Source organism: Pseudoxanthomonas sp. JBR18, from assembly GCF_028198165.1.
Taxonomy (GTDB): domain Bacteria; phylum Pseudomonadota; class Gammaproteobacteria; order Xanthomonadales; family Xanthomonadaceae; genus Pseudoxanthomonas_A.
On record NZ_CP116339.1, the window covers coordinates 878834 to 898506 of the forward strand.

20 protein-coding genes and 1 pseudogene are annotated in these 19673 nt (G+C 59.2%); 5 read left to right on the forward strand and 16 right to left on the reverse strand.

Features of this window, described 5'->3' with window-relative positions:
* Positions 1-26: 26 nt before the first annotated feature.
* A complete protein-coding gene (locus PJ250_RS04115) occupies positions 27-758 on the reverse strand; it encodes a CoA transferase subunit A (RefSeq protein ID WP_271647280.1) in 732 nt (243 codons plus the stop codon).
* Between the two features lie 145 nt (positions 759-903).
* Between PJ250_RS04115 and PJ250_RS04120 the strand changes: the two genes are divergently transcribed.
* Positions 904-2250 carry a phosphohexomutase domain-containing protein gene (locus PJ250_RS04120; protein WP_271647281.1) on the forward strand — a complete coding sequence of 449 codons (1347 nt, stop codon included), beginning with the start codon at positions 904-906 and terminating at the stop codon, positions 2248-2250.
* A gap of 111 nt (positions 2251-2361) precedes the next feature.
* Here the strand turns inward: PJ250_RS04120 and PJ250_RS04125 are convergent, their stop codons facing one another.
* The 5 genes from PJ250_RS04125 to rfbB all read right to left on the reverse strand — a co-directional run bounded on the left by PJ250_RS04125 (position 2362) and on the right by rfbB (position 7012).
* Positions 2362-3528: a nucleotide sugar dehydrogenase gene (locus PJ250_RS04125; RefSeq protein WP_271647282.1), complete on the reverse strand. Its 1167-nt coding sequence runs from the start codon at positions 3526-3528 to the stop codon at positions 2362-2364.
* An 88-nt stretch (positions 3529-3616) separates the two neighbouring features.
* Entirely contained in the window at positions 3617-4519 is a 903-nt protein-coding gene (rfbD, locus tag PJ250_RS04130; RefSeq protein ID WP_271647283.1) for a dTDP-4-dehydrorhamnose reductase, read from the reverse strand.
* A complete protein-coding gene (gene rfbC / locus PJ250_RS04135; RefSeq protein ID WP_271647284.1) occupies positions 4516-5073 on the reverse strand; it encodes a dTDP-4-dehydrorhamnose 3,5-epimerase in 558 nt (185 codons plus the stop codon). Before rfbC ends, rfbD begins: the two co-directional genes overlap by 4 nt.
* Positions 5070-5957, reverse strand: a complete 888-nt coding sequence (rfbA, locus tag PJ250_RS04140) for a glucose-1-phosphate thymidylyltransferase RfbA (protein ID WP_271647285.1) — start codon at positions 5955-5957, stop codon at positions 5070-5072. Before rfbA ends, rfbC begins: the two co-directional genes overlap by 4 nt.
* Positions 5954-7012, reverse strand: coding sequence for a dTDP-glucose 4,6-dehydratase (rfbB, locus tag PJ250_RS04145; RefSeq protein WP_271647286.1), 1059 nt, complete (start codon positions 7010-7012; stop codon positions 5954-5956). Before rfbB ends, rfbA begins: the two co-directional genes overlap by 4 nt.
* 220 nt (positions 7013-7232) lie before the next feature.
* On the opposite strand from rfbB, the gene PJ250_RS04150 reads away from it, so the two are divergent.
* The 3 genes from PJ250_RS04150 to PJ250_RS04160 all read left to right on the forward strand — a co-directional run bounded on the left by PJ250_RS04150 (position 7233) and on the right by PJ250_RS04160 (position 10211).
* Entirely contained in the window at positions 7233-7979 is a 747-nt protein-coding gene (locus PJ250_RS04150; protein WP_271647287.1) for an electron transfer flavoprotein subunit beta/FixA family protein, read from the forward strand.
* Positions 7980-8080: 101 nt separating this feature from the next.
* Positions 8081-9022: an electron transfer flavoprotein subunit alpha/FixB family protein gene (locus tag PJ250_RS04155; RefSeq protein ID WP_271647288.1), complete on the forward strand. Its 942-nt coding sequence runs from the start codon at positions 8081-8083 to the stop codon at positions 9020-9022.
* 115 nt (positions 9023-9137) lie between these two features.
* Positions 9138-10211, forward strand: a complete 1074-nt coding sequence (locus PJ250_RS04160; protein ID WP_271647289.1) for an FkbM family methyltransferase — start codon at positions 9138-9140, stop codon at positions 10209-10211.
* Positions 10212-10219: 8 nt separating this feature from the next.
* Here the strand turns inward: PJ250_RS04160 and PJ250_RS04165 are convergent.
* A pseudogene (locus PJ250_RS04165) lies at positions 10220-10386 on the reverse strand (IS3 family transposase); the annotation flags it as partial.
* A gap of 64 nt (positions 10387-10450) precedes the next feature.
* Here PJ250_RS04165 and PJ250_RS04170 point away from each other — a divergent pair.
* Positions 10451-10618: a transposase gene (locus PJ250_RS04170; RefSeq protein ID WP_271647290.1), complete on the forward strand. Its 168-nt coding sequence runs from the start codon at positions 10451-10453 to the stop codon at positions 10616-10618.
* 434 nt (positions 10619-11052) lie between these two features.
* Here PJ250_RS04170 and PJ250_RS04175 read toward each other — a convergent pair whose 3' ends face one another.
* The 9 genes from PJ250_RS04175 to gmd form a co-directional block, all read right to left on the reverse strand.
* Positions 11053-11502, reverse strand: coding sequence for a hypothetical protein (locus PJ250_RS04175; protein WP_271647291.1), 450 nt, complete (start codon positions 11500-11502; stop codon positions 11053-11055).
* Positions 11503-11693: 191 nt separating this feature from the next.
* A complete protein-coding gene (locus PJ250_RS04180) occupies positions 11694-13022 on the reverse strand; it encodes a hypothetical protein (protein WP_271647292.1) in 1329 nt (442 codons plus the stop codon).
* A complete protein-coding gene (locus PJ250_RS04185) occupies positions 13019-14710 on the reverse strand; it encodes a DUF6311 domain-containing protein (RefSeq protein WP_333909502.1) in 1692 nt (563 codons plus the stop codon). The genes PJ250_RS04180 and PJ250_RS04185 overlap by 4 nt, the downstream gene beginning before the upstream one ends.
* Positions 14701-15300 carry a hypothetical protein gene (locus tag PJ250_RS04190; RefSeq protein ID WP_271647293.1) on the reverse strand — a complete coding sequence of 200 codons (600 nt, stop codon included), beginning with the start codon at positions 15298-15300 and terminating at the stop codon, positions 14701-14703. The genes PJ250_RS04185 and PJ250_RS04190 overlap by 10 nt, the downstream gene beginning before the upstream one ends.
* Positions 15297-15686, reverse strand: coding sequence for a GtrA family protein (locus tag PJ250_RS04195; protein WP_271647294.1), 390 nt, complete (start codon positions 15684-15686; stop codon positions 15297-15299). The genes PJ250_RS04190 and PJ250_RS04195 overlap by 4 nt, the downstream gene beginning before the upstream one ends.
* Entirely contained in the window at positions 15679-16635 is a 957-nt protein-coding gene (locus PJ250_RS04200; RefSeq protein WP_271647295.1) for a glycosyltransferase, read from the reverse strand. The genes PJ250_RS04195 and PJ250_RS04200 overlap by 8 nt, the downstream gene beginning before the upstream one ends.
* Positions 16632-17582 carry a UDP-glucuronic acid decarboxylase family protein gene (locus PJ250_RS04205; RefSeq protein ID WP_271647296.1) on the reverse strand — a complete coding sequence of 317 codons (951 nt, stop codon included), beginning with the start codon at positions 17580-17582 and terminating at the stop codon, positions 16632-16634. The genes PJ250_RS04200 and PJ250_RS04205 overlap by 4 nt, the downstream gene beginning before the upstream one ends.
* A gap of 139 nt (positions 17583-17721) precedes the next feature.
* Positions 17722-18624, reverse strand: coding sequence for a GDP-mannose 4,6-dehydratase (locus tag PJ250_RS04210; protein ID WP_271647297.1), 903 nt, complete (start codon positions 18622-18624; stop codon positions 17722-17724).
* Positions 18624-19664, reverse strand: a complete 1041-nt coding sequence (gene gmd, locus PJ250_RS04215) for a GDP-mannose 4,6-dehydratase (protein WP_271647298.1) — start codon at positions 19662-19664, stop codon at positions 18624-18626. Before gmd ends, PJ250_RS04210 begins: the two co-directional genes overlap by 1 nt.
* Positions 19665-19673 lie beyond the last annotated feature (9 nt).

Consider the following 19673-nt stretch of genomic DNA (forward strand, 5'->3'; position numbering starts at 1 on the left):
TGCCTGATGGCATCGGCGCAGCGCGCCTACTGACCCTCGCGCACGGTGCGCTGTTCGATGCGCTTTTCCGGATGCGCGTTCAACACGATGCGGTCCACGTAGATGCCCGGCAGATGCACGTGATCCGGGTCGAGCTCACCGACCTGGACGATCTCTTCCACCTCGGCCACACAGACCTTGCCGGCCATCGCGCAGGCGGGATTGAAGTTGCGCGCGGTCTTGTCGAACACCAGGTTGCCGGCGGTGTCGGCCTTGGCCGCCTTGACCAGAGCCAGGTCCGCCTTGAGCGCGGTCTCCAGCACATAGTGCTTGCCGTCGAACTCACGGGTTTCCTTGCCTTCGGCAATCACCGTGCCGTAGCCGGTGGCGGTGAAGAAGGCCGGGATGCCCGCGCCGCCGGCGCGCAGGCGCTCGGCCAGCGTGCCCTGCGGATTGAATTCCAGCTCCAGTTCGCCGGCCAGGAACTGGCGCTCGAACTCCTTGTTCTCGCCGACATAGGACGAAATCATCTTGCGGATCTGGCGGGTGGCCAGCAACTGGCCCAGGCCGAAGCCATCGACGCCGGCGTTGTTGGAAATGACCGTCAGGCCCTTGACCCCGGTGTCGCGCAAGGCGGCGATCAACGCCTCGGGGATGCCGCACAGGCCGAAACCGCCCACCGCCAGGGTCTGGCCATCGGCGGTGATATCGGCCAGGGCGGTAGGCGCGTCCGGATAGACCTTGCCGCGTGCCGGTGAGGCGCCTGAAGGAACATTCATCGCATGGTCCACATAAGTGCGTGGCCTCGCATTCTATCGGCGTCCCGCCCTGTGGCCCGTTGGACTTTGGTCCAGCCACGCTGACGCTCTCTTGTCATCCGGGCCGCTACACTCGGCACCCCTGTAGACAAAGGACTCCCCCACCATGCCGCTTCCCGCATTCAAGGCCTACGATATCCGCGGCCGCGTCCCCGACGAGCTGGACGAGGATCTCGCCCGGCGCATCGGTGTGGCCCTGGCGGACATGCTGGACGCCGGTCCGATCGTGCTGGGTCACGATGTCCGTCTGACCAGCGCCGGGCTGCAGGACGCACTGTCGGCCGGCATCCGCGCCAGCGGACGCGAGGTGATCGACATCGGCCTGTGCGGCACCGAGGAAGTCTATTTCCAGACCGATCATCTCAACGCCGCCGGCGGGGTGATGGTCACCGCCAGCCATAACCCGATGGATTACAACGGGATGAAGCTGGTGCGTGAGCAGGCCAAGCCGATCAGTTCGGACACCGGCCTGTTCGAGATCCGCGACAAGGCCGATGCCGACAAGGCCCCTGCCACCGAGGCGACGGGCAAGGAGTCGCATCGCCCCGACAAGGCGGCTTACATCGAGCACCTGCTGAGCTACATCAAGCCGGCCAGCCTCAAGCCGCTCAAGGTGGTGGTCAATGCCGGCAACGGCGGCGCGGGTGCCATCGTCGACCTGCTGGCTCCACACCTGCCGCTGGAGTTCATCCGCATCCACCACGAGCCGGACGGCAGCTTCCCCAACGGCATCCCCAACCCGCTGCTGCCCGAAAACCGCGCCGCCACCGCCGAAGCGGTCAAGCAGCACGGTGCGGACTTCGGCATTGCCTGGGATGGCGACTTCGACCGCTGCTTCTTCTTCGACGAGAAGGGTCAGTTCATCGAAGGCTATTACCTGGTCGGCCTGCTCGCCCAGGCCATCCTGAAGAAGCAGCCGGGTGGCAAGGTCGTCCACGACCCGCGCTTGACCTGGAACACCATCGAAATGGTCGAGGAAGCCGGCGGCGTGCCGGTGCTGTGCAAGAGCGGCCATGCTTTCATCAAGGAGAAGATGCGCTCGGAAAACGCCGTCTACGGCGGCGAGATGAGCGCGCATCATTACTTCCGCGAATTCGCCTTCGCCGACTCCGGGATGATCCCGTGGCTGCTGATCGCCGAGCTGGTCTCCACCTCGGGCCGCTCGCTGGGCAACTGGGTCGAGGATCGCGTGGCCAAGTTCCCGTGCAGTGGCGAGATCAACTTCAAGGTCAGCGACGCCAAGGCCGCGGTCAAGCGCGTGATGGACCATTACGCCGAGCTCAACCCGGCGCTGGACTACACTGACGGCACCAGCGCAGACTTTGGCGACTGGCGCGTCAACATCCGCAGCTCCAACACCGAGCCGCTGCTGCGCCTGAACGTTGAAACGCGTGGCGACGCCGCGTTGCTCAAGCAAAAGACCGACGAGATTTCTGCGCTGCTGCAGGGCTGAGGCCTGCAAGACCGCGCCCCTCCTAGCGGGGCGCCATCTTCGTTCAAACGCTAAAAGAGGAAGGGAGCCGCGAGGCTCCCTTCTCCGTTGCCGCATGCGGAATATTCCGACTCAGTTGTCGCCGAACAGATCGCGGGTGTAGACCTTCTCCGGCACATCGGCGAGCACGTCGGTCATGCGATTGCTGATGATCACGTCGGCCTCGCGTTTGAAGGCCTCCAGGTCGTTGACGACCCGCGAGCGGAAGAACTCGGGCTCATCCAGCGTGGGTTCGTAGACGATGACCTCCACGCCCTTGGCCTTGAGCCGCTTCATCACGCCCTGGATGCTGGAGGCGCGAAAGTTGTCCGACCCGGCCTTCATGATCAGGCGGAAGATGCCCACCACCTTGGGGCCACGCTTGAGGACATCGGCGGCGATGAAATCCTTGCGGGTGGTGTTGGAATCGACGATCGCGCGGATCAGGTTCTGCGGCACGGCTTGGTAGTTGGCCAGCAGTTGCTTGGTGTCCTTGGGCAGGCAATAGCCGCCGTAGCCGAAGGACGGATTGTTGTAGTGCGAGCCGATGCGCGGATCCAGACAGATGCCCTCGATGATCTGGCGGCTGTCCATGCCATGGCTGACCGCGTAGGTGTCCAGTTCGTTGAAGTAGGACACACGCATGGCCAGGTAGGTGTTGGCGAACAGCTTGATCGCTTCGGCCTCGGTCGGCTCGGTGAACAGGACCGGCACGTCCTGCTTGATCGCACCTTCCTGCAGCAGCCCGGCGAACACCTTGGCCCGCTCCGAGCGCTCGCCGACGATGATGCGCGAGGGATGCAGGTTGTCGTACAGCGCCCTGCCCTCACGCAGAAACTCCGGGGAAAAGATGATGTTGTTGGTGCCGAATTCCCTGCGCGCCTTTTCCGTGTAGCCGACCGGTACGGTGGACTTGATCACCATCACGGCAGCCGGATTGATCGCCATCACCTGGCGGATCACCGCCTCGATCGACTTGGTGTTGAAGTAGTTGGTGTCCGGGTCGTAGTCGGTCGGCGTGGCGATGATCACGAACTGCGCGTCGGCGTAGGCCTCGGCAGGATCTAGCGTGGCCCGGAACTTCAGCCCACCTTCGGCCAGGGCGGCCTCCAGCTCCTTGTCGACGATGGGCGAGCGGCCCGCGTTGAGCAACTTGATCTTGGATTCGACGATATCCACGGCCACCACGTCGTGGTGCCTGGCCAGCAGAACGCCATTGGACAGGCCTACGTAACCGGTACCGGCCACCGCAATTTTCATGTGACGCAACCTCTTGGGGGATGGGAGAGAGCCGGGCTACGATACGACATCGTCATGCAACGATCGATTGACGGCGCTCCAGAGCTCTTCAGGACTGCGCGGCAAGCTCCGCGATCACCCGCGCCAGGCCGGCCTCCCAGTTGGGAAGCGCCAGCCCGAAGTCCTCACGCAGCGAGGTGGTGTCCAGGCAGGAATACGCCGGGCGCTGGGCAGGCGTGGGGTATTCGCTGGATGGAATTGGCAATACCGTCGGGGTCTTGTCCACCAGATCTGCCGCCACAGCGTGGGCGAAGATCGCCTCAGCAAAGCCGTGCCAGCTGGTCGCCCCTGTGGCGGTGAGATGCCAGGTTCCGGACAAGCCGCCTGGATAACCAAGCACGTGAGCGGTGACGTCGGCAATCAGCGCCGCCGGGGTCGGCGTGCCGACCTGGTCGGCAACGACGCGCAAGGTGTCACGCTGCGCGCCCACGCGCAGCATGGTCAGCAGAAAGTTCTTGCCGTGCGACGCATACACCCAGCCAGTGCGGAAAATCAGGTGCCGACCGCCCGCGGCGCGGATGGCCGCTTCGCCCGCCAGTTTGCTGGCGCCGTAGACACCGAGTGGCGCGGTCTGCGCATCGACGGCGTACGGCGCGGTGCCCTGACCATCAAAGACATAGTCGGTGGAGTAATGCACCAGCGGCACGTCATGCGCAGCGCACCAGCGCGCCAAGACGCCCGGCGCTTCGGCGTTGGCGCGGAAGGCGGCCTCGCGATCGTCCTCGGCCTTGTCCACAGCGGTGTAGGCCGCAGCATTGACCACGATGGTCGGGGCGATGCGATCCAGCAACGCCGTCAGGCCGTCGGGCTGGTCGAAGTCGGCCACCTCGCACACAACGCCGTCCTCCAGCATGCCGCTGCGCGTGGTGCACACGAGCTTGCCCAGCGGTGCCAAGGCACGCCTCAGCTCATGGCCCACCTGGCCATTGGCCCCCAGCAGCATGAGGGTCATGGCGTGTAAATCGGCAGGCGGTCTTCCGCCACGTCCGCCAGCAGCGGCGCCTTGGCGTCCTTCTCGGACAGCTGTGGATCGCCGACCGGCCAGTCCACGCCGATGGCCGGATCGTCCCAGCGTATGCCGGCATCGGCTGCCTTGTCGTAAACATTCGTGCACATATAGCTAAAGAGTGCGCGATCCGAAAGCACTGCAAATCCGTGCGCGAAGCCTTCCGGAATCCACATCTGACGCTTGTTCTCCGCACTCAGGATCACTGCGGCCCACTGGCCGAAGGTGGGTGAGCCACGGCGGACATCCACGGCCACGTCGTACACCTCGCCCTCCAGCACGCTGACCAGCTTGCCCTGCGGGTTGGGCCACTGGTAATGCAGCCCTCTGAGCACACCCCTGGACGAGGACGAGACGTTGCTCTGCACGAAGCGTTCGGGCAGACCCAATCCGCTGTAGCGCTCGGCATTCCAGGTTTCCATGAAAAATCCGCGCGCGTCACCAAACACCGCCGGAGCGATGATGGTGCAGCCCGGCAGGGCCGTTTCGATCACTTTCAAATCACTTTCCCCCGGACCACCAGTTCGTGAAGGTAGCGGCCATAGTCGTTCTTGCGCAGCGGCGCGGCGAGGCGCTCCAACTGCCCTGCATCGATCCAGCCCTGGCCGAAGGCGATCTCCTCCGGGCAGCACACCCGCAGGCCCTGGCGTTGCTGGATGGTCTCGATGAAATTGGACGCCTCATGCAGCGACTGGTGGGTGCCCGTATCCAGCCAGGCGTAGCCACGCCCTAACGGCTCCATGTGCAGCTGGTCGGCCTCCAGGTAGCACCGGTTGAGATCGGTGATTTCCAGTTCGCCGCGAGGCGAAGGCTTCAACTCCGCCGCGATGTCGGCGGCGCGTCCATCGTAGAAGTACAGGCCAGTGACCGCGTAGTTTGACCGCGGCGTGGCAGGCTTCTCCTCAATGTCGATCACCTTGCCGCTGGCGTCGAACTCGGCCACACCGTAGCGCTCCGGGTCGTGCACCCAATAGCCGAACACCGTGGCGCCCTCGGTCCGCGCATCCGCGCGGGCCAGGGTTTCAGTCAGGCCGTGACCATGGAAGATGTTGTCGCCCAGCACCAGGCAACTCGGCTGGCCGCCAACAAAGTCCCGCCCGATGAGGTAGGCCTGCGCCAGGCCGTCGGGGCTGGGCTGGACTGCGTACTGGATGTTCATGCCCCACTGCGATCCATCGCCCAGCAGGGACTGGAACATCGCCTGCTCGTGCGGGGTGTTGATGATCAGCACTTCGCGGATGCCCGCCAGCATCAGGACGCTGAGTGGGTAATAGATCATCGGCTTGTCGTACACGGGCAGCAGCTGCTTGCTGACGCCCTTGGTGATCGGATAGAGCCGCGTGCCGGAACCTCCGGCCAGAACGATGCCTTTGCGTTGTGTCATTGCACGCCTCCGATGCGCTCCAGGCGATAGCTGCCGTCCAGCACGCCGTTGACCCAGGCCTGGTTGGCCAGATACCAGTCCACCGTTTCGGCAATGCCTTGCTCGAAGGTGTGCTTCGGCTCCCAACCCAGCTGGTTCTTCAGCTTGGACGCGTCAATCGCATAACGGCGGTCGTGGCCCGGTCGATCGGTGACATGAGTGATCTGGCTGCTGCGCGGCAGGCCGTCTTCGCGTGGCCGGCGCTCATCCAACAGCGCGCAAATCGTCTGGACCACCTCGATGTTCTGCTTCTCGGAGTTGCCGCCGACGTTGTAGGTCTCGCCGACCTGGCCCTTGGCCAGCACCGTACGGATCGCTTCGCAGTGATCGGAGACGAACAGCCAGTCACGCACCTGCTTGCCGTCGCCATAGACCGGCAGCGGCTCGCCAGCCAAAGCCTTGGCGATCACCAGCGGGATGAGCTTCTCCGGGAAATGGTACGGGCCGTAGTTGTTGGAGCAGTTGGTGGTCAGCACCGGCAGCCCATAGGTGTGGTGAAACGCGCGCACCAGGTGGTCCGAGGCGGCCTTGGATGCCGAATACGGCGAATTGGGCGCATACGGCGTGGTTTCGGTGAACTTGCCGGTCGCGCCCAGCGTGCCGTAGACCTCGTCGGTAGAGACGTGCAGGAAGCGGAACGCAGCGCCCGCCTGGGCCGGCAGCCCCTTCCAGTAATCGCGCACCGCCTCCAGCAAGCCTAGCGTGCCGACCACATTGGTCTGGATGAACGCACCCGGCCCGTCGATGGAGCGATCCACGTGGCTTTCGGCCGCAAAGTTCAACACCGCATCGGGCTGGTGCTCATTCAGGAGGCGCGCAACGAGTTCACGGTCACCGATGTCGCCCTTCACGAACACATGGTCGACGTTGCCCTCCAGTGGCGCCAGGGTTTTCAGATTGCCGGCATAGGTCAGTGCGTCAAGGTTGATGACCTTGACACCCTTTGCAACCGCCTCAAGCACGAAATTCCCGCCGATGAATCCGGCTCCGCCGGTGACCAGCCAAGTCTTTGCCACGCACTTCTCCCGATACTCGACAAGCCGCATCGCACACGCAGCTAACTTCTAAGCATAGACGCTCCGACTTTCAGCCACGAGCGGCACCTGAACAAAAGATCCTGCAAACCATACGGTGTCGCATGGTTGCACCGGGCCCGGTAGAATCCGTGCACCGCCCTGCGTATTCCCCCCACGGCGCGGGCCATCCGAACTCGATTTCAAAGGACAGTTGCTTCCGATGAAGATTCTCGTCGCCTACAAGCGCGTGGTGGACTACAACGTGCGCATCCAGGTCAAGCCGGACAATTCCGGCGTGGTCACCGAGGGCGTCAAGCTCTCGCCCAATCCCTTCGATGAAATCGCGCTGGAAGAAGCCCTGCGCCTGCGCGACAAGGGCATCGCGACCGAAGTGGTCGTCGCGACCATCGCCCCGGCCGACGCCGCGGCCCACCTGCGCAACGGCCTGGCCATGGGCGCCAACCGTGCCCTGCACGTGGTCGCCGACGGCCCGGTGTCGCCGTTGACCGCCGCGCGCACCCTGCTCAAGCTGGTCGAGAAGGAGCAGCCGGACGTGGTGATCCTGGGCAAGCAGGCGATCGACGACGACGCCAGCCAGACCGGTCAGATGCTGGCCACGCTGTGGGGCCGCCCGCAGGCCACCTTCGCCTCCAAGGTCGAGATCGCAGACGGCAAGGCCACGGTGACGCGTGAGGTCGACGCCGGCCTGGAAACGCTGGAAGTCGACCTGCCGGCGGTGATCACCACCGACCTGCGCCTGAACGAGCCGCGTTTCATCAAGCTGCCGGACATCATGAAGGCCAAGTCCAAGCCACTGGAGACCCTCCCCTTCGCCGATCTTGGCGTGGAGGCGGGCGCGGAACTGAAGGTGACCCACTATGCCGCCCCGCCCAAGCGCAGCCGCGGCGTGATGGTCAAGGACGCCGCCGAACTGGTCGCCGCCCTCAAGCAGAAGGGCCTGCTCTAAAGGCGCCTGCCATTCCCGCGAACGCGGGAATCCCGCGCCTCTTGCTGCCACTCAATCATGGATTCCCGCCAAGGCGGGAATGACGAAACAGGAACCCGCACATGTCCAAAGTCCTCGTCATCGCCGAACACCTGGACGGCGTGCTCAACGCCTCCACTGCCAAGACCGTCAGCGCGGCCGCCGCGCTCAAGCCGGAAGCCCTGGAAGTCGCTGTGCTGGCCGCCGATCCGGCCGCCGTCGCTGACGCTGTAGCCAAGCTTGCCGGCGTCACCAAGGTCGTCACCGTGGCCAACGCTGCCAACGAACACGCCATCGGACAAGTGCTTGCCCCGCAGATCGCCGCGCTGGCCACCGGCTACACACACGTGTTCGGCCCCTCGACCACCTTCGGCAAGGACCTGATGCCGTGCGTGGCCGCGCTGCTGGGCGTGACTCAGGTCTCCGACCTGATCACCGTGGAAGGCGAACACACCTTCACCCGCCCGATCTACGCCGGAAACGCCATCATCACGGTCGAGGCCGATGCCGGACAGACCGTCGTGGCCACCGTGCGCACCGCCTCGTGGCCGGAAGCGGCACAGGGCGGCAGCGCACCGATCGAAGCAGCCAGCGTCGAGGCGAACCTTCCGACCCACACCCGCTTCGTCGGCCTGGCGGCTGGCAAGTCCGACCGCCCCGACCTGCAGAGTGCCAAGCGCGTGGTCTCCGGTGGTCGCGGCGTCGGCTCGAAGGAAAACTTCGACATCGTCTACAAGCTGGCCGACAAACTCGGCGCCGCTGTCGGTGCCTCGCGCGCCGCCGTGGACGCCGGCTATGTCCCGAACGAACTGCAGGTCGGCCAGACCGGCAAGATCATCGCGCCCGAGCTCTACATCGCGGTGGGCATCTCCGGCGCGATCCAGCACCTGACCGGCATCAAGGACGCCGGCACGATCGTGGCCATCAACAAAGACCCCGATTCCCCAATCTTCGAGATCGCGGACATTGGACTGGTAGGTGATTTGTTTGCGTTGCTACCGGAACTCGAGAAGACGTTGGGCTGAATTTTAGCGAGCTCTCGCCGCACTGACGGCGCCTTCGCTCCTAAATATCCAACTTGGTTGACGAGTATGGGATCTGGCTATACTCAGCCAACCAAACGTTCGTGAGGTGTCACACATGCAAGGCATTACGGAGGATGCTGTGGTGTGGGCGTACAAGCTCCTGCTTGATCGCGAACCCGAGAGCGAGCATGCGATTCGCAACAAATGCGAAGCATTAGAGACACTGCGGGATTTGCGACTGGACATCATCAATTCAGACGAATACCGCAGCCGTAACAAGCAAGCCCAAGCACCCGCTAGCGGCCAGAGCCCTTTCTTTCATTATGCCGCGACATTCGACGCCATCGGCGTGATGTATCACCATGCCGTCGCATCACTGGAGGAAAAACCTGGATATCTCGTGAACTTTCTCGGAGTTGTCATCGACCCGAAGTTCTTCCCAGCCATTCTTCAAGACCGATCCGGTCGGGTGGAAGGTGTTCCCATACCTGCTAACTGGCATGCAGACATCGCCGAGTGGGGCGCAGCGCTACGCGCCGTCGATCTTTCGGGAAAAAGGTTTGTGATTGCCGAGCTCGGTTGCGGCTGGGGTTGCTGGATGAACAACGCCGGCGTGGCCGCGCGCTCGTCGGGGCGCGAAGTCAAAGTCATCGGAATCGAGGGCGACGGCGATCATCTCCAGTTCGCGCGTGAGGCTCTGGCTGCTAACGGTTTCGATGATACACAGATCGAACTACATCGCGGGATCGCCACATTCCAAAGCGGCGTAGCGCTGTTCCCTCGACAGGAGATTCCCGGCTCCAGTTGGGGGAGCGAACCCATCTTCAACGCTACTGACGAGCAACGTCAGAAAGCAATCCATACTGGTCACTACGACGAAGTTCCAATGATGCCCCTGGCTGAGGTGATCGCTAGCGAGCACAGGATCGATCTATTGCATATCGACATTCAGGGCGGCGAAGCGGATTTGGTGGAGCAAAACCTGGCGTTGCTCAATCAGAAGGTCGCATATCTACTGATAGGCACTCACTCCAAACAAATCGAGGGCCGACTCTATGCCATGTTGCTTGATGCCGGATGGCACCTAGAAATGGAACGTCCTGCGCTGTTCGACATCGTGGGAGGGCAACCACGCATTCGCGTCGACGGCGTACAGGGATGGCGGAACATCACCCTTCTCCCGGAGTAAGCGGAGGTGAACTCCGGCCCATTGTCCGGGCGAAGCAGACAGGGCAACCCGCGCGGTTCACCAGTTCATCCATTGTTCTAATCACACGCGCGGACGGCGGACTGTTATCGGCCTCGATCCGCAGCGACTCACGGGTGAAGTCGTCGTCGACGTTGAAGGTGCGAAAACGCCACCCCGAAGCGTCCTCATTAATTCGAGGCAGCTGGAAGCAGGGTTCCCCCTCGAAGAGGGAGCTCAGCATGAAGAAGTCCAAGTTCAGTGAAGAACAGATCGTCCGGATCCTCAAGGAAGTTGAGGCCGGGGCGAAGGTCGCCGAGACCTGCCGCAAGCACGGAATCTGTGAGCCGACGTATTACATCTGGAAGAACAATACGCCGGCATGGAGGTGTCCCAGTTTGGGCACCTGAAGAATGTCGAGGTCGAGCTGTCACGGCTCAAGCGCATGTATGCGGACCTGGCGCTGGAATAACAGGCACTGAAGGAGGTCTTGTCGCGAAAAGGCTGAGCCAGGCCCGGCGCCTGGACCTGAGTCTGTCCATGCAAAGGACCACGGCCTGAGTGCAAGACGGGCCGACCGCACCTTGCGCCTGTCGCGCTCGGCACGGCACTACATCCCGCGTCGAGGGGATGCGACGCTGATCGAGGCGATCGGGCGCCACCTGAGAGACAACCCAGGCCACGGTCTCGGCCTGCTGTTCGGCCAAGCCGTGCGCCCCACGGGCTTTGGCAAGACCCGCAGTTGGCGAGTCTACGTGAGCATGAAGCTCAACCTGCCACGCCGAGGCAAACGACGCCTGCCTGATCGCATCGGTAATCCGCTGGAGATCCCGGCGAGGGCCAATCACACTTGGTCGGCCGACTTCATGGCCGATGCAATGTGGTCCGGGCGACGCTTCCGCACTTTTAATGTCAACGACGACTTCAACCGAGAGTCGCTGCGGATCGAGATCGATACCAGCCTGCCCTCAGCGCGGGTGATTCGTGCAGTGGATGAACTGGTGGAACTGCGTGGGGTGCCCAGGCGGCTTCGACTGGGCCACGCAGCCTGCCCTCGGGGCACAACGGCCCGAAGTTCATCAGTGCGGCGCGGAAACAGTGGGCCCAGCACCAAGGCATCGAGCTGCTGCACATCCAGCCGGGGAATCCCACCCAGAATGCCTATATCGAACACTTCAACCGCACCTACCGCACCGACGTGCTGAACCCTTATATCTTCACCAGCCTGCATGAAGTCCGCCGCATGATTGACAACCAGCGATACCGATATAACCACCAGTGCCCCATCGCGCACTGGGCGCGCTCCCGCCCGCTGCCTATGCCATGGCATCCTCCGTCACCTCAATTTCCGAATGACTCTGAAAAACGAGGACGCTTCACACTGCCCAGGAATAACTGTTAGCCACTACAGCGTCCTTCTTCTCGATGCAGGAAAGCTGCGATCACGGCCGCCATCCGGAGTGGAGAACTTTTTTAAATTCGATCTCAGCGAACGCCCGTAGACGGAACATGTAACATCCGCTCACGCGCACAAGCGTAGTAATCTTCAGTCTTCCAAAATGAAAAACCCATGGCGGGCGCGTCAGTCTGCAGACGATGCATCATCTCGGTGCAGGCAGGACCGGACCAAAGCGACTGACTGAAAGCCTCTCCCCGTCCGTTGAAATAGGGAATAACAGCATAGTAAGTCGAGGCAACTAAAACCGGAAAAGCAAAAAACCAAGACCCGACTCCACCTTGCCCACCGACGGATTTCGAGGCCGGCTCCAGGCTCATAAGCAAGGCCACCAAGATCGCAAGAACCGGCTGGATCATTAACCGATCTCCCCAGGCATCCCACCCGAACGGTGCCCACCACCGTGCAAAAGCGATGCACGACAAGAGCGCGGCTCCGCCCGACACGATAGCAGCCATCCCTTGAAAACGAACCGCTTGTAGACGCCACCCAAATATCGCCACACTTAAAGGCAATGCCCAGAAAACTACAACGCCTCCGTTAGGTGACATGATCGACCCAAGGAAGAATTCGAAGCTTCGTGCCACAGTGGGCGTCGTCTGCGCCGCCTCATTCATATATGCAACTGGCAGAGGAGAATCATAGCGGAGTATGTTGTAGACGAGAGAAAGACCTATCCCGACCACTACTGGCAAGGCGGCGTAGGCAACCAATGCTGCCATCCCATTGACCGTTAACTGCTTCCGCGCGTGCTCAAAACTGAAACGCTTGATGAGGCAAGCTACAAGGACTGACAGCCCCACCAACAGGACGATAGTGTCTTTATAAAGCGGCAGGAGCAATCCTGATACGACTAACAGCACTCGAATTCGAAAGAGGGACCTTGAATTAATACCCTGGAACAGGACTCCGGATAAACAGGCGATATAAATCCCACTAACAACTCCCGCTTGAACCTCCAATGCCCCAGATCTCACATAAAATCCGGGCAGAGGACTCAGTGCAATCGCCATAAGGTATATGGAACCACCACGCAACATCATGCGCCAACCACTCAGCCACCCCAGGCACAGCACTGGGACCAAAATAGCCAAGCCGTTCAAAAGCGCTAAGCGCTGCTCACTTCCTACTACAACGTATGCGTTAACCAAATAAGCAAACGGAAACTTACTTATGCCATCACATGGACCTGCTCCGATTGAGGTGAAACAGCTCACTAGCGCAGATGGATCGCCACTCCAGGCGGCGAAGTCGGCTGCGTTAAAGAAGCCGGAAGAAAGAAAGCTGATTGACGCCAGCGAAAAAGCGACAATAAATAGATCGATCCAAAATCGTCCAGCCGGCAGTGACCGCTTCATTCGCGTACCCGCGGCAAGCACAGCCAATAATGATCAGGCTGCTGGCGGCCACTACGAAGCTTGCAATTGAACGCAGAAGAAAACCTCGCCCCATACCGCTCATACACATTCGAAGACAACAGATATACGGCGCCGCCATCAATCTTTGCGAGCCGCGCATCCAAATCACAGTGGAAAGCAAGCTGATCGTCCGGGGTCCGCGCCGCGTAGAAGTTGTTGGTCGGGATCCGGTGTGCAAGGGCGAATCGCCCAACGGGCTCGTAGTTGCGAACGCCTTCCGGCGTGCCCTCGTGATCACACTGCCAAGCGGGAAACACGAAAATGCCGCTCAAAGGCCTTTTCACACCGACGTCGAGATCAATAGCTTGGCCGGAGGCCAAGGTATTGCGGACATCCTGAGCGATAGGGCGTATGTCAATGATCTGAAGAACGACGAATACTGTAGCTAATGCCGCTGCTTTGGCCTGGCCGAATCGAAGCACCATTGCAGCCATGGTGACAACGATTATCCAGAAGCCACTCATCCAGAACAAGCGACCGCTGGCCCGGAACCGCCCCAGCAGAAAGCGAATGCCTCGCGGCACAGGGACATCAAATGAATGTCCGGAGAAGGTGACCTTGGTCGAAAGCGCCACTCCGTAACAGAGCGCAATGACTAAAAATATCCCGATAAACGGAAACGCACTTCGCGGCGCCACATGGTTCGTAAACGATAAAAACACGAATCCACAGAGCGCCAACAGTCCAAACCCAAGATAATCATAACCTTCAAAAGTCTGCCCCCCCGTCGGATCCACGACGTCAAAAGCAAACAGACCGCCATGCCCATTTGAGTCCAATGGACCCAGCATATTCATCGAATAAACGCCATAGCCTCCCGTCGCCGCACCGGAAGCACTGGCAAAGCCAAAAATATAAAGACCCACAGCAACTACCGCTACTAGAAACATCGCCTGGAGCAACAACACCTTCCATGCCTTGCCGGCACGATACCCCCACACGAGCGTCAAAATCGAGGTACTGATTAATACCAGCAAGGCAAGATAAGGATTAAGCCCAGTCGCCAGCAGAAGCACTAAACCGTTAACCAGCAGCCAGCGTCGCAGTCCGGTCTCCAATGTCGAAAGCGTTGCCCACACCGCAAGCGCCAGGACCCATTGCGACGAGAGCGCTGTGTGGCCAACGAATCGAGAAAACGTGAAGGGTACGCTGGCAAAGAACACCCCCCCCATAACGGCCAGATACTGGCGAAGAGCTAGGCTATCTCCCCTGACACGTTTTAGACCCTCCAAGGTAGCGAGATAACCAAAAACGCCCTGAAGCACCAAGCACACAAAGAAGTACCAGCCGAAGAACTGCTGACCAGGATCAACAAAACCTGCGAATGGCCGCGTAAGCAGTAGCAGGATCGGCATTGGATCGAACAGCGAAATGCTCATCCTCAAGGGGTAGCTGAGTCGGTCGGTACTAAGCCAACCTGCATTCGGATCAGAAAGGAACTGCCCCCAAGCCACATGCACCTGCGACAGATCACCCCAAAGCCACGTCAGGTTATGGCGATCCAACGCAGTGCCGCCAAGTACGTAAATCGCCCAGGCACTTCCGAAGCAAGCCATTACGGTCAAGCTAATGGCGCTCGGCAGATGACGCCTCACAAAGGACAAAAATCCATGACGAATTATCGGCATTGATAGTCAACCTTGCTCACACTATTTCTAAAAGGATTGGTGAGCTCATCGGTGTATTTCCCCATTATCAGTCGCTTCTTCGGCAACAGGTGCAAACGATAGAAACGACTGAACATAGCGACGCGCGCCCCCTTGTCCGTCAGACGCACGCAACCATTTTTGATCTCAATCGTGCCCGACTGCAGCTGCTCTGTCAGCCTGATATCCACCAAGTGGTGCTCGACCATATACTCCTTTGTGAAGACATCCTTCATACGATCTTCCCGAATGCCCCCTCCGCGCTGCTCTAACTTCTCCAGAATGTAAAAAGACAAGGAGCGATCAATCACCGTCGGCACGCTTATAGCAAATGCATACCCCGCCAGCAGCCAAACCAGTACCAAGAGCAAGCGCTCCAGCGCGTTATAAATGGCGAGAAACCCTGTCGCCCACAACAGGACAAAGGTTAATGCAACGGCGATGGCCACGTCGAGCAGGGCTGCGTACAGCACCACGTTGACGGTGAAGAATTCAACATGCGTGTAGTGAGTAGAAAATAAAATGAAAGCAAATATTAGGCACGCAAAAAAAGCCCGCAGAAAGCGATTCATTTAAATACCATGAATTTATTGACCACAAAACTAAAACAAACCTGCATGACAGTAGCAACAAGAAAGCCCGCCGTATAATTCAATCCAGCGCGATCAGTCCATATGTACAGGATGAGCCCATGCACGAGGGCAATCAATCCATAAAAAGACAAAAATAGTGTGCCTTGCCGCACCAGGGCCTTTTCGGCTGCACGAAAAACATAATACCTACTCCCCACGAAGGAAACTGCGATCCCGAAGAGCGCAGCGAGCGCATTGGCAATGCCGGCCGAGCGCATTTGCAGCACCTCAAGATTGAAGCGCAACGTGGAGTAATGCACCACTGTCGCCACTAAGCCATTTATCAAGTATCTTGTTAACTGCCCGCGGAGAGCATTGTTAGCCACGGTGGGCTTCCAACTCTTCGAGGACGAAGTCCATGTAGCTTCCAGGAGTAACAATGCCTCCACTGCGAACGGACCCCGAAAGCATCAGCGTGATTAACGTCAGTGCTCCAGTCTGGAGGAACACCAGAAGTAGAATGCCGCTCACCAGGGAAAACCAGCCCGGAGTGGCAAAACCAAGCGCCTTGAGTACAAGTGCAAGCACGCCACCTGCGACAGATAGACCTGCAACGAGCGTACAGACGATCCCTACACGGACCAACACATCTTCCGCGAAGACCATTAGCGCCCTGAAACCATGAAGCGCTAAGCCGACGAAATTCATTTTGCTTCGGCCGGCATAACGGGGGCCGCGATCCAGCCCGGCAGTCGCCACGCGAAGTCTGGAATTAAGCACGCAGGCAGCGACATGTGTCCATAATTCCTGCATCGCCGCCAAACGACGTACCGCGGGCATCTTCAATGCCATAAAGTTACCAAAGCTTATTTTTCTCCCGCTCAATACAGAGAATATCCACTTATAAACGAGATAGAACGCTCTAAAACGCAGGGTCTCAACGCGGCTCTTACGGGTCGCTACAACAATATCCACGTCAGCGAGTCGTAATTTTTCAAGGAGTTCCCCAATGGACTCAGGCTTATCTTCGCCATCCGAATCCATGACAACCACCTCCTGATCGTCGCCAAAATTCTCTGCTACATAACTCAAGCCGATGGCGATAGCTCTTTGGTGGCCGACATTTCGCCTGAGCCGAATGACCACGCCATTGAGGCCAGCATCCGCTATAGCAACAGGCTCCACCGGCTGTTTCACCGAGCCATCGTCAACCGCGACAACGAACGTGGAGGAGCCTTGCTTTAGCGAGAGCTCACGGAATAGGCGACTCGACGCCTCCACATCCTCAAAGATGGGCATAACAACAACCAGAGACTCCATACGAGGCTGATTCATTCGTGCAGCCGCCAGCGGAAGTAGTTGATCGTCTCCTTCAAACCATCTTCTAGCGCGACTTTTGGCTGCCAGCCGAGTTCTGACCTAGCCAGGCTGATGTCAGGTTGGCGCTGCTTGGGATCGTCAGACGGCAACGGCTGAAATACCAGCTTTGAGCTTCCGCCCACGAGTTTCAACACAGTCTCAGCCAACTGAAGCATGGTGAACTCTCCAGGATTGCCGATATTTACGGGACCTGTGAAGTCGTCGCGGCTTTCCATCAGTAACATCATGCCCTCTACCAGATCATCCACGTAGCAGAAGCTACGCGTCTGACTCCCATCTCCATAGATGGTGATTGGCTCGCCGCGAAGCGCTTGTACAATGAAATTACTGACTACACGGCCGTCGTTAGGATGCATGCGCGGACCATACGTATTGAAGATACGCATGACTTTGATCTGAAGTTGATGCTGGCGCCAATAATCGAAGAAAAGCGTTTCTGCGCAGCGCTTTCCTTCATCGTAGCAGCTACGAATACCAACCGGATTAACGCGCCCCCAGTAACCTTCGACTTGCGGATGAATTTCCGGGTCTCCGTAGACTTCACTGGTGCTCGCCTGCAAAATTCGAGCACGAACACGCTTAGCCAATCCAAGCATGTTGATGGCCCCATGGACACTGGTTTTGGTCGTCTGTACGGGATCATATTGATAGTGCACAGGCGAAGCAGGACAAGCGAGGTTGTAGATCTGATCGACTTCCACGTACAAAGGAAAGGTGACGTCGTGACGCATCAACTCAAAACGAGGATGCTTAAGCAATTCAGCTACATTCTGCTTGTTACCCGTATAAAAATTATCAACGCATAACACATCTTGTCCAGCGTTAATCAAGCGCTCGCAAAGATGCGAACCCAGAAAGCCGGCGCCGCCGGTGACAAGTGTTCTTTTATAGTTTGCCGACATGTCCATTCCTCGCGATGATCTTCCCCCCGACCGCAAAGCAGCGTCGGGACTTCTTTGTATTCGTAGAGGGGCGAAATAGGCCAATAATCGCCGCTTTCCGAATTAGCTTCATAAGCCTTGGCAAGGCTAAACTCCTGACCTATGCAGCGAGCATCCACTCCAATGTCTTGCGTAGCGCTGGCCCATGTCCTGCGCCGGTAAGCCGCCTCAACAGCGCCGGATCACCCCGCAGTGTCTTCACCTCATTGGCACGCATGAAGTCGGGATTGACCTTCACGTTGATGTGATAGCCAGCGATCTCCTCGCACATCATGATGATCTCCCTGAGCGAAAGAGCGACACCCGAGCAGACATTGACGACTTGTCCGACTGCCTCGCGATTCGCGATCAGATCGCCGTAAACTTGCGCAATGAAGCGCACGTCACTGAAATCTCGCCACACATCAAGGTTTCCAAGTTCAATAGATTTCGCGCGGCGACGGAAGTGATCGACGATCTTGGGCACAAGGAAATTGGCCGATTGACCAACACCGGTGTAGTTGAACGGTCGTGCCACGATCAGCGGAAGCTGATCCCGCCATAGGGAGGCCATGTACTCCATCGCCAACTTGCTGACCGCATAGTCATTCGCCGGCGCAGGCTTCACGGACTCGTCGATAGTGCCCTCCGACGCATTACCGTAAATATTCGCACTACTCACGAGCAACACGGCCTCTGGCGCGACTCCGGATTCGGATAGCGCCTTCAGTAGATTACGCGTTCCCACGAGGTTCACCTCGTAGAAATCATTCACATGAGCGTGACCTACGAACGCCAGAGCGGCCAGATGCACCACGACATTTGGGCGCACGTCCTGCACCACGCTCGCAAGTTGCTCGGAGTCGCGTAGGTCAGCGCAGATTTCAACTCCCTCGCTGCCGTCAGCAGTTCGAGCGCCCATGCCATAGACCAGATACCCTCGCGATTCCAACTCGGCGCGTACATAGCGCCCAGTGAATCCTGAGGCTCCCGTCAGTAGTGCGCGCTTCCCGATGCGGTCCATCAGAATGAAAAGCCCTGCTGGTTACGACGCATGTCCGCTTCGACCATCATCCGGCAAAGCTGCTCGAGAGTCGTCTTAGGTTCCCACCCGAGCTTTTGTTTGGCCTTGGCTGGGTTACCGATCAGCAGATCCACCTCGGCCGGGCGATAGAACTTGGGGTTGATCGCGACAAGGACCTTCCCATTAGCCCTATCCACCCCGCGTTCGCCCTCGCCCTCTCCCTGCCAATCAAGCTGGATATCAACCGCCTTCGCTGCCATCTCGACAAAATCACGGACCGTCTCGGTCCGGTTGGTCGCGAGCACGTAAGTATCTGGCTCATCAACCTGCAGCATGCGCCACATTCCCTCCACGTACTCCTTCGCGAAGCCCCAGTCGCGCTTTGCGTCCAGGTTTCCCAGCTCCAGTACGTCCAATTTGCCGAGCTTTATCTTGGCAATTGAGTCGGTGATTTTACGAGTTACAAACTCCCGCGCACGCAACGGTGACTCGTGATTGAAAAGAATACCACTGGTACCGAAGATGCCGTAGGACTCACGATAATTGACAGTCATCCAATGTGCATAGAGCTTGGCCACGCCGTAAGGGCTTCGCGGATAAAACGGCGTCTCCTCGATCTGAGGGATTGCTTGCACTTTTCCAAACATCTCCGACGTGGACGCTTGATAAAAGCGCACAGTGGGATCCACGATGCGGATTGCCTCTAAGAGATTCACCGCCCCAATTCCCGTGATCTCAGCGGTGGTTAGTGGCTGTTCAAAAGAGACGCCCACAAAACTCTGCGCCGCGAGGTTATAAACCTCACGGGCGCCCGTACTTTGCAGCAAACGGATGCTGGACGACAAATCAGTAAGATCGTATTCAACCAAGTGAAGACGCGGATGACCCTCTATGCCAAGCTCAGCAATCCTCCAGAAATTCACGGAACTCGATCGACGATAAGCGCCGTAAACGTCGTAACCCTTCTCAAGTAAAAGCTCGGCGAGATAGGCGCCATCCTGCCCTGTAATACCGGTAATAATCGCGCTCTTCTTGCTCATTATCTCTCT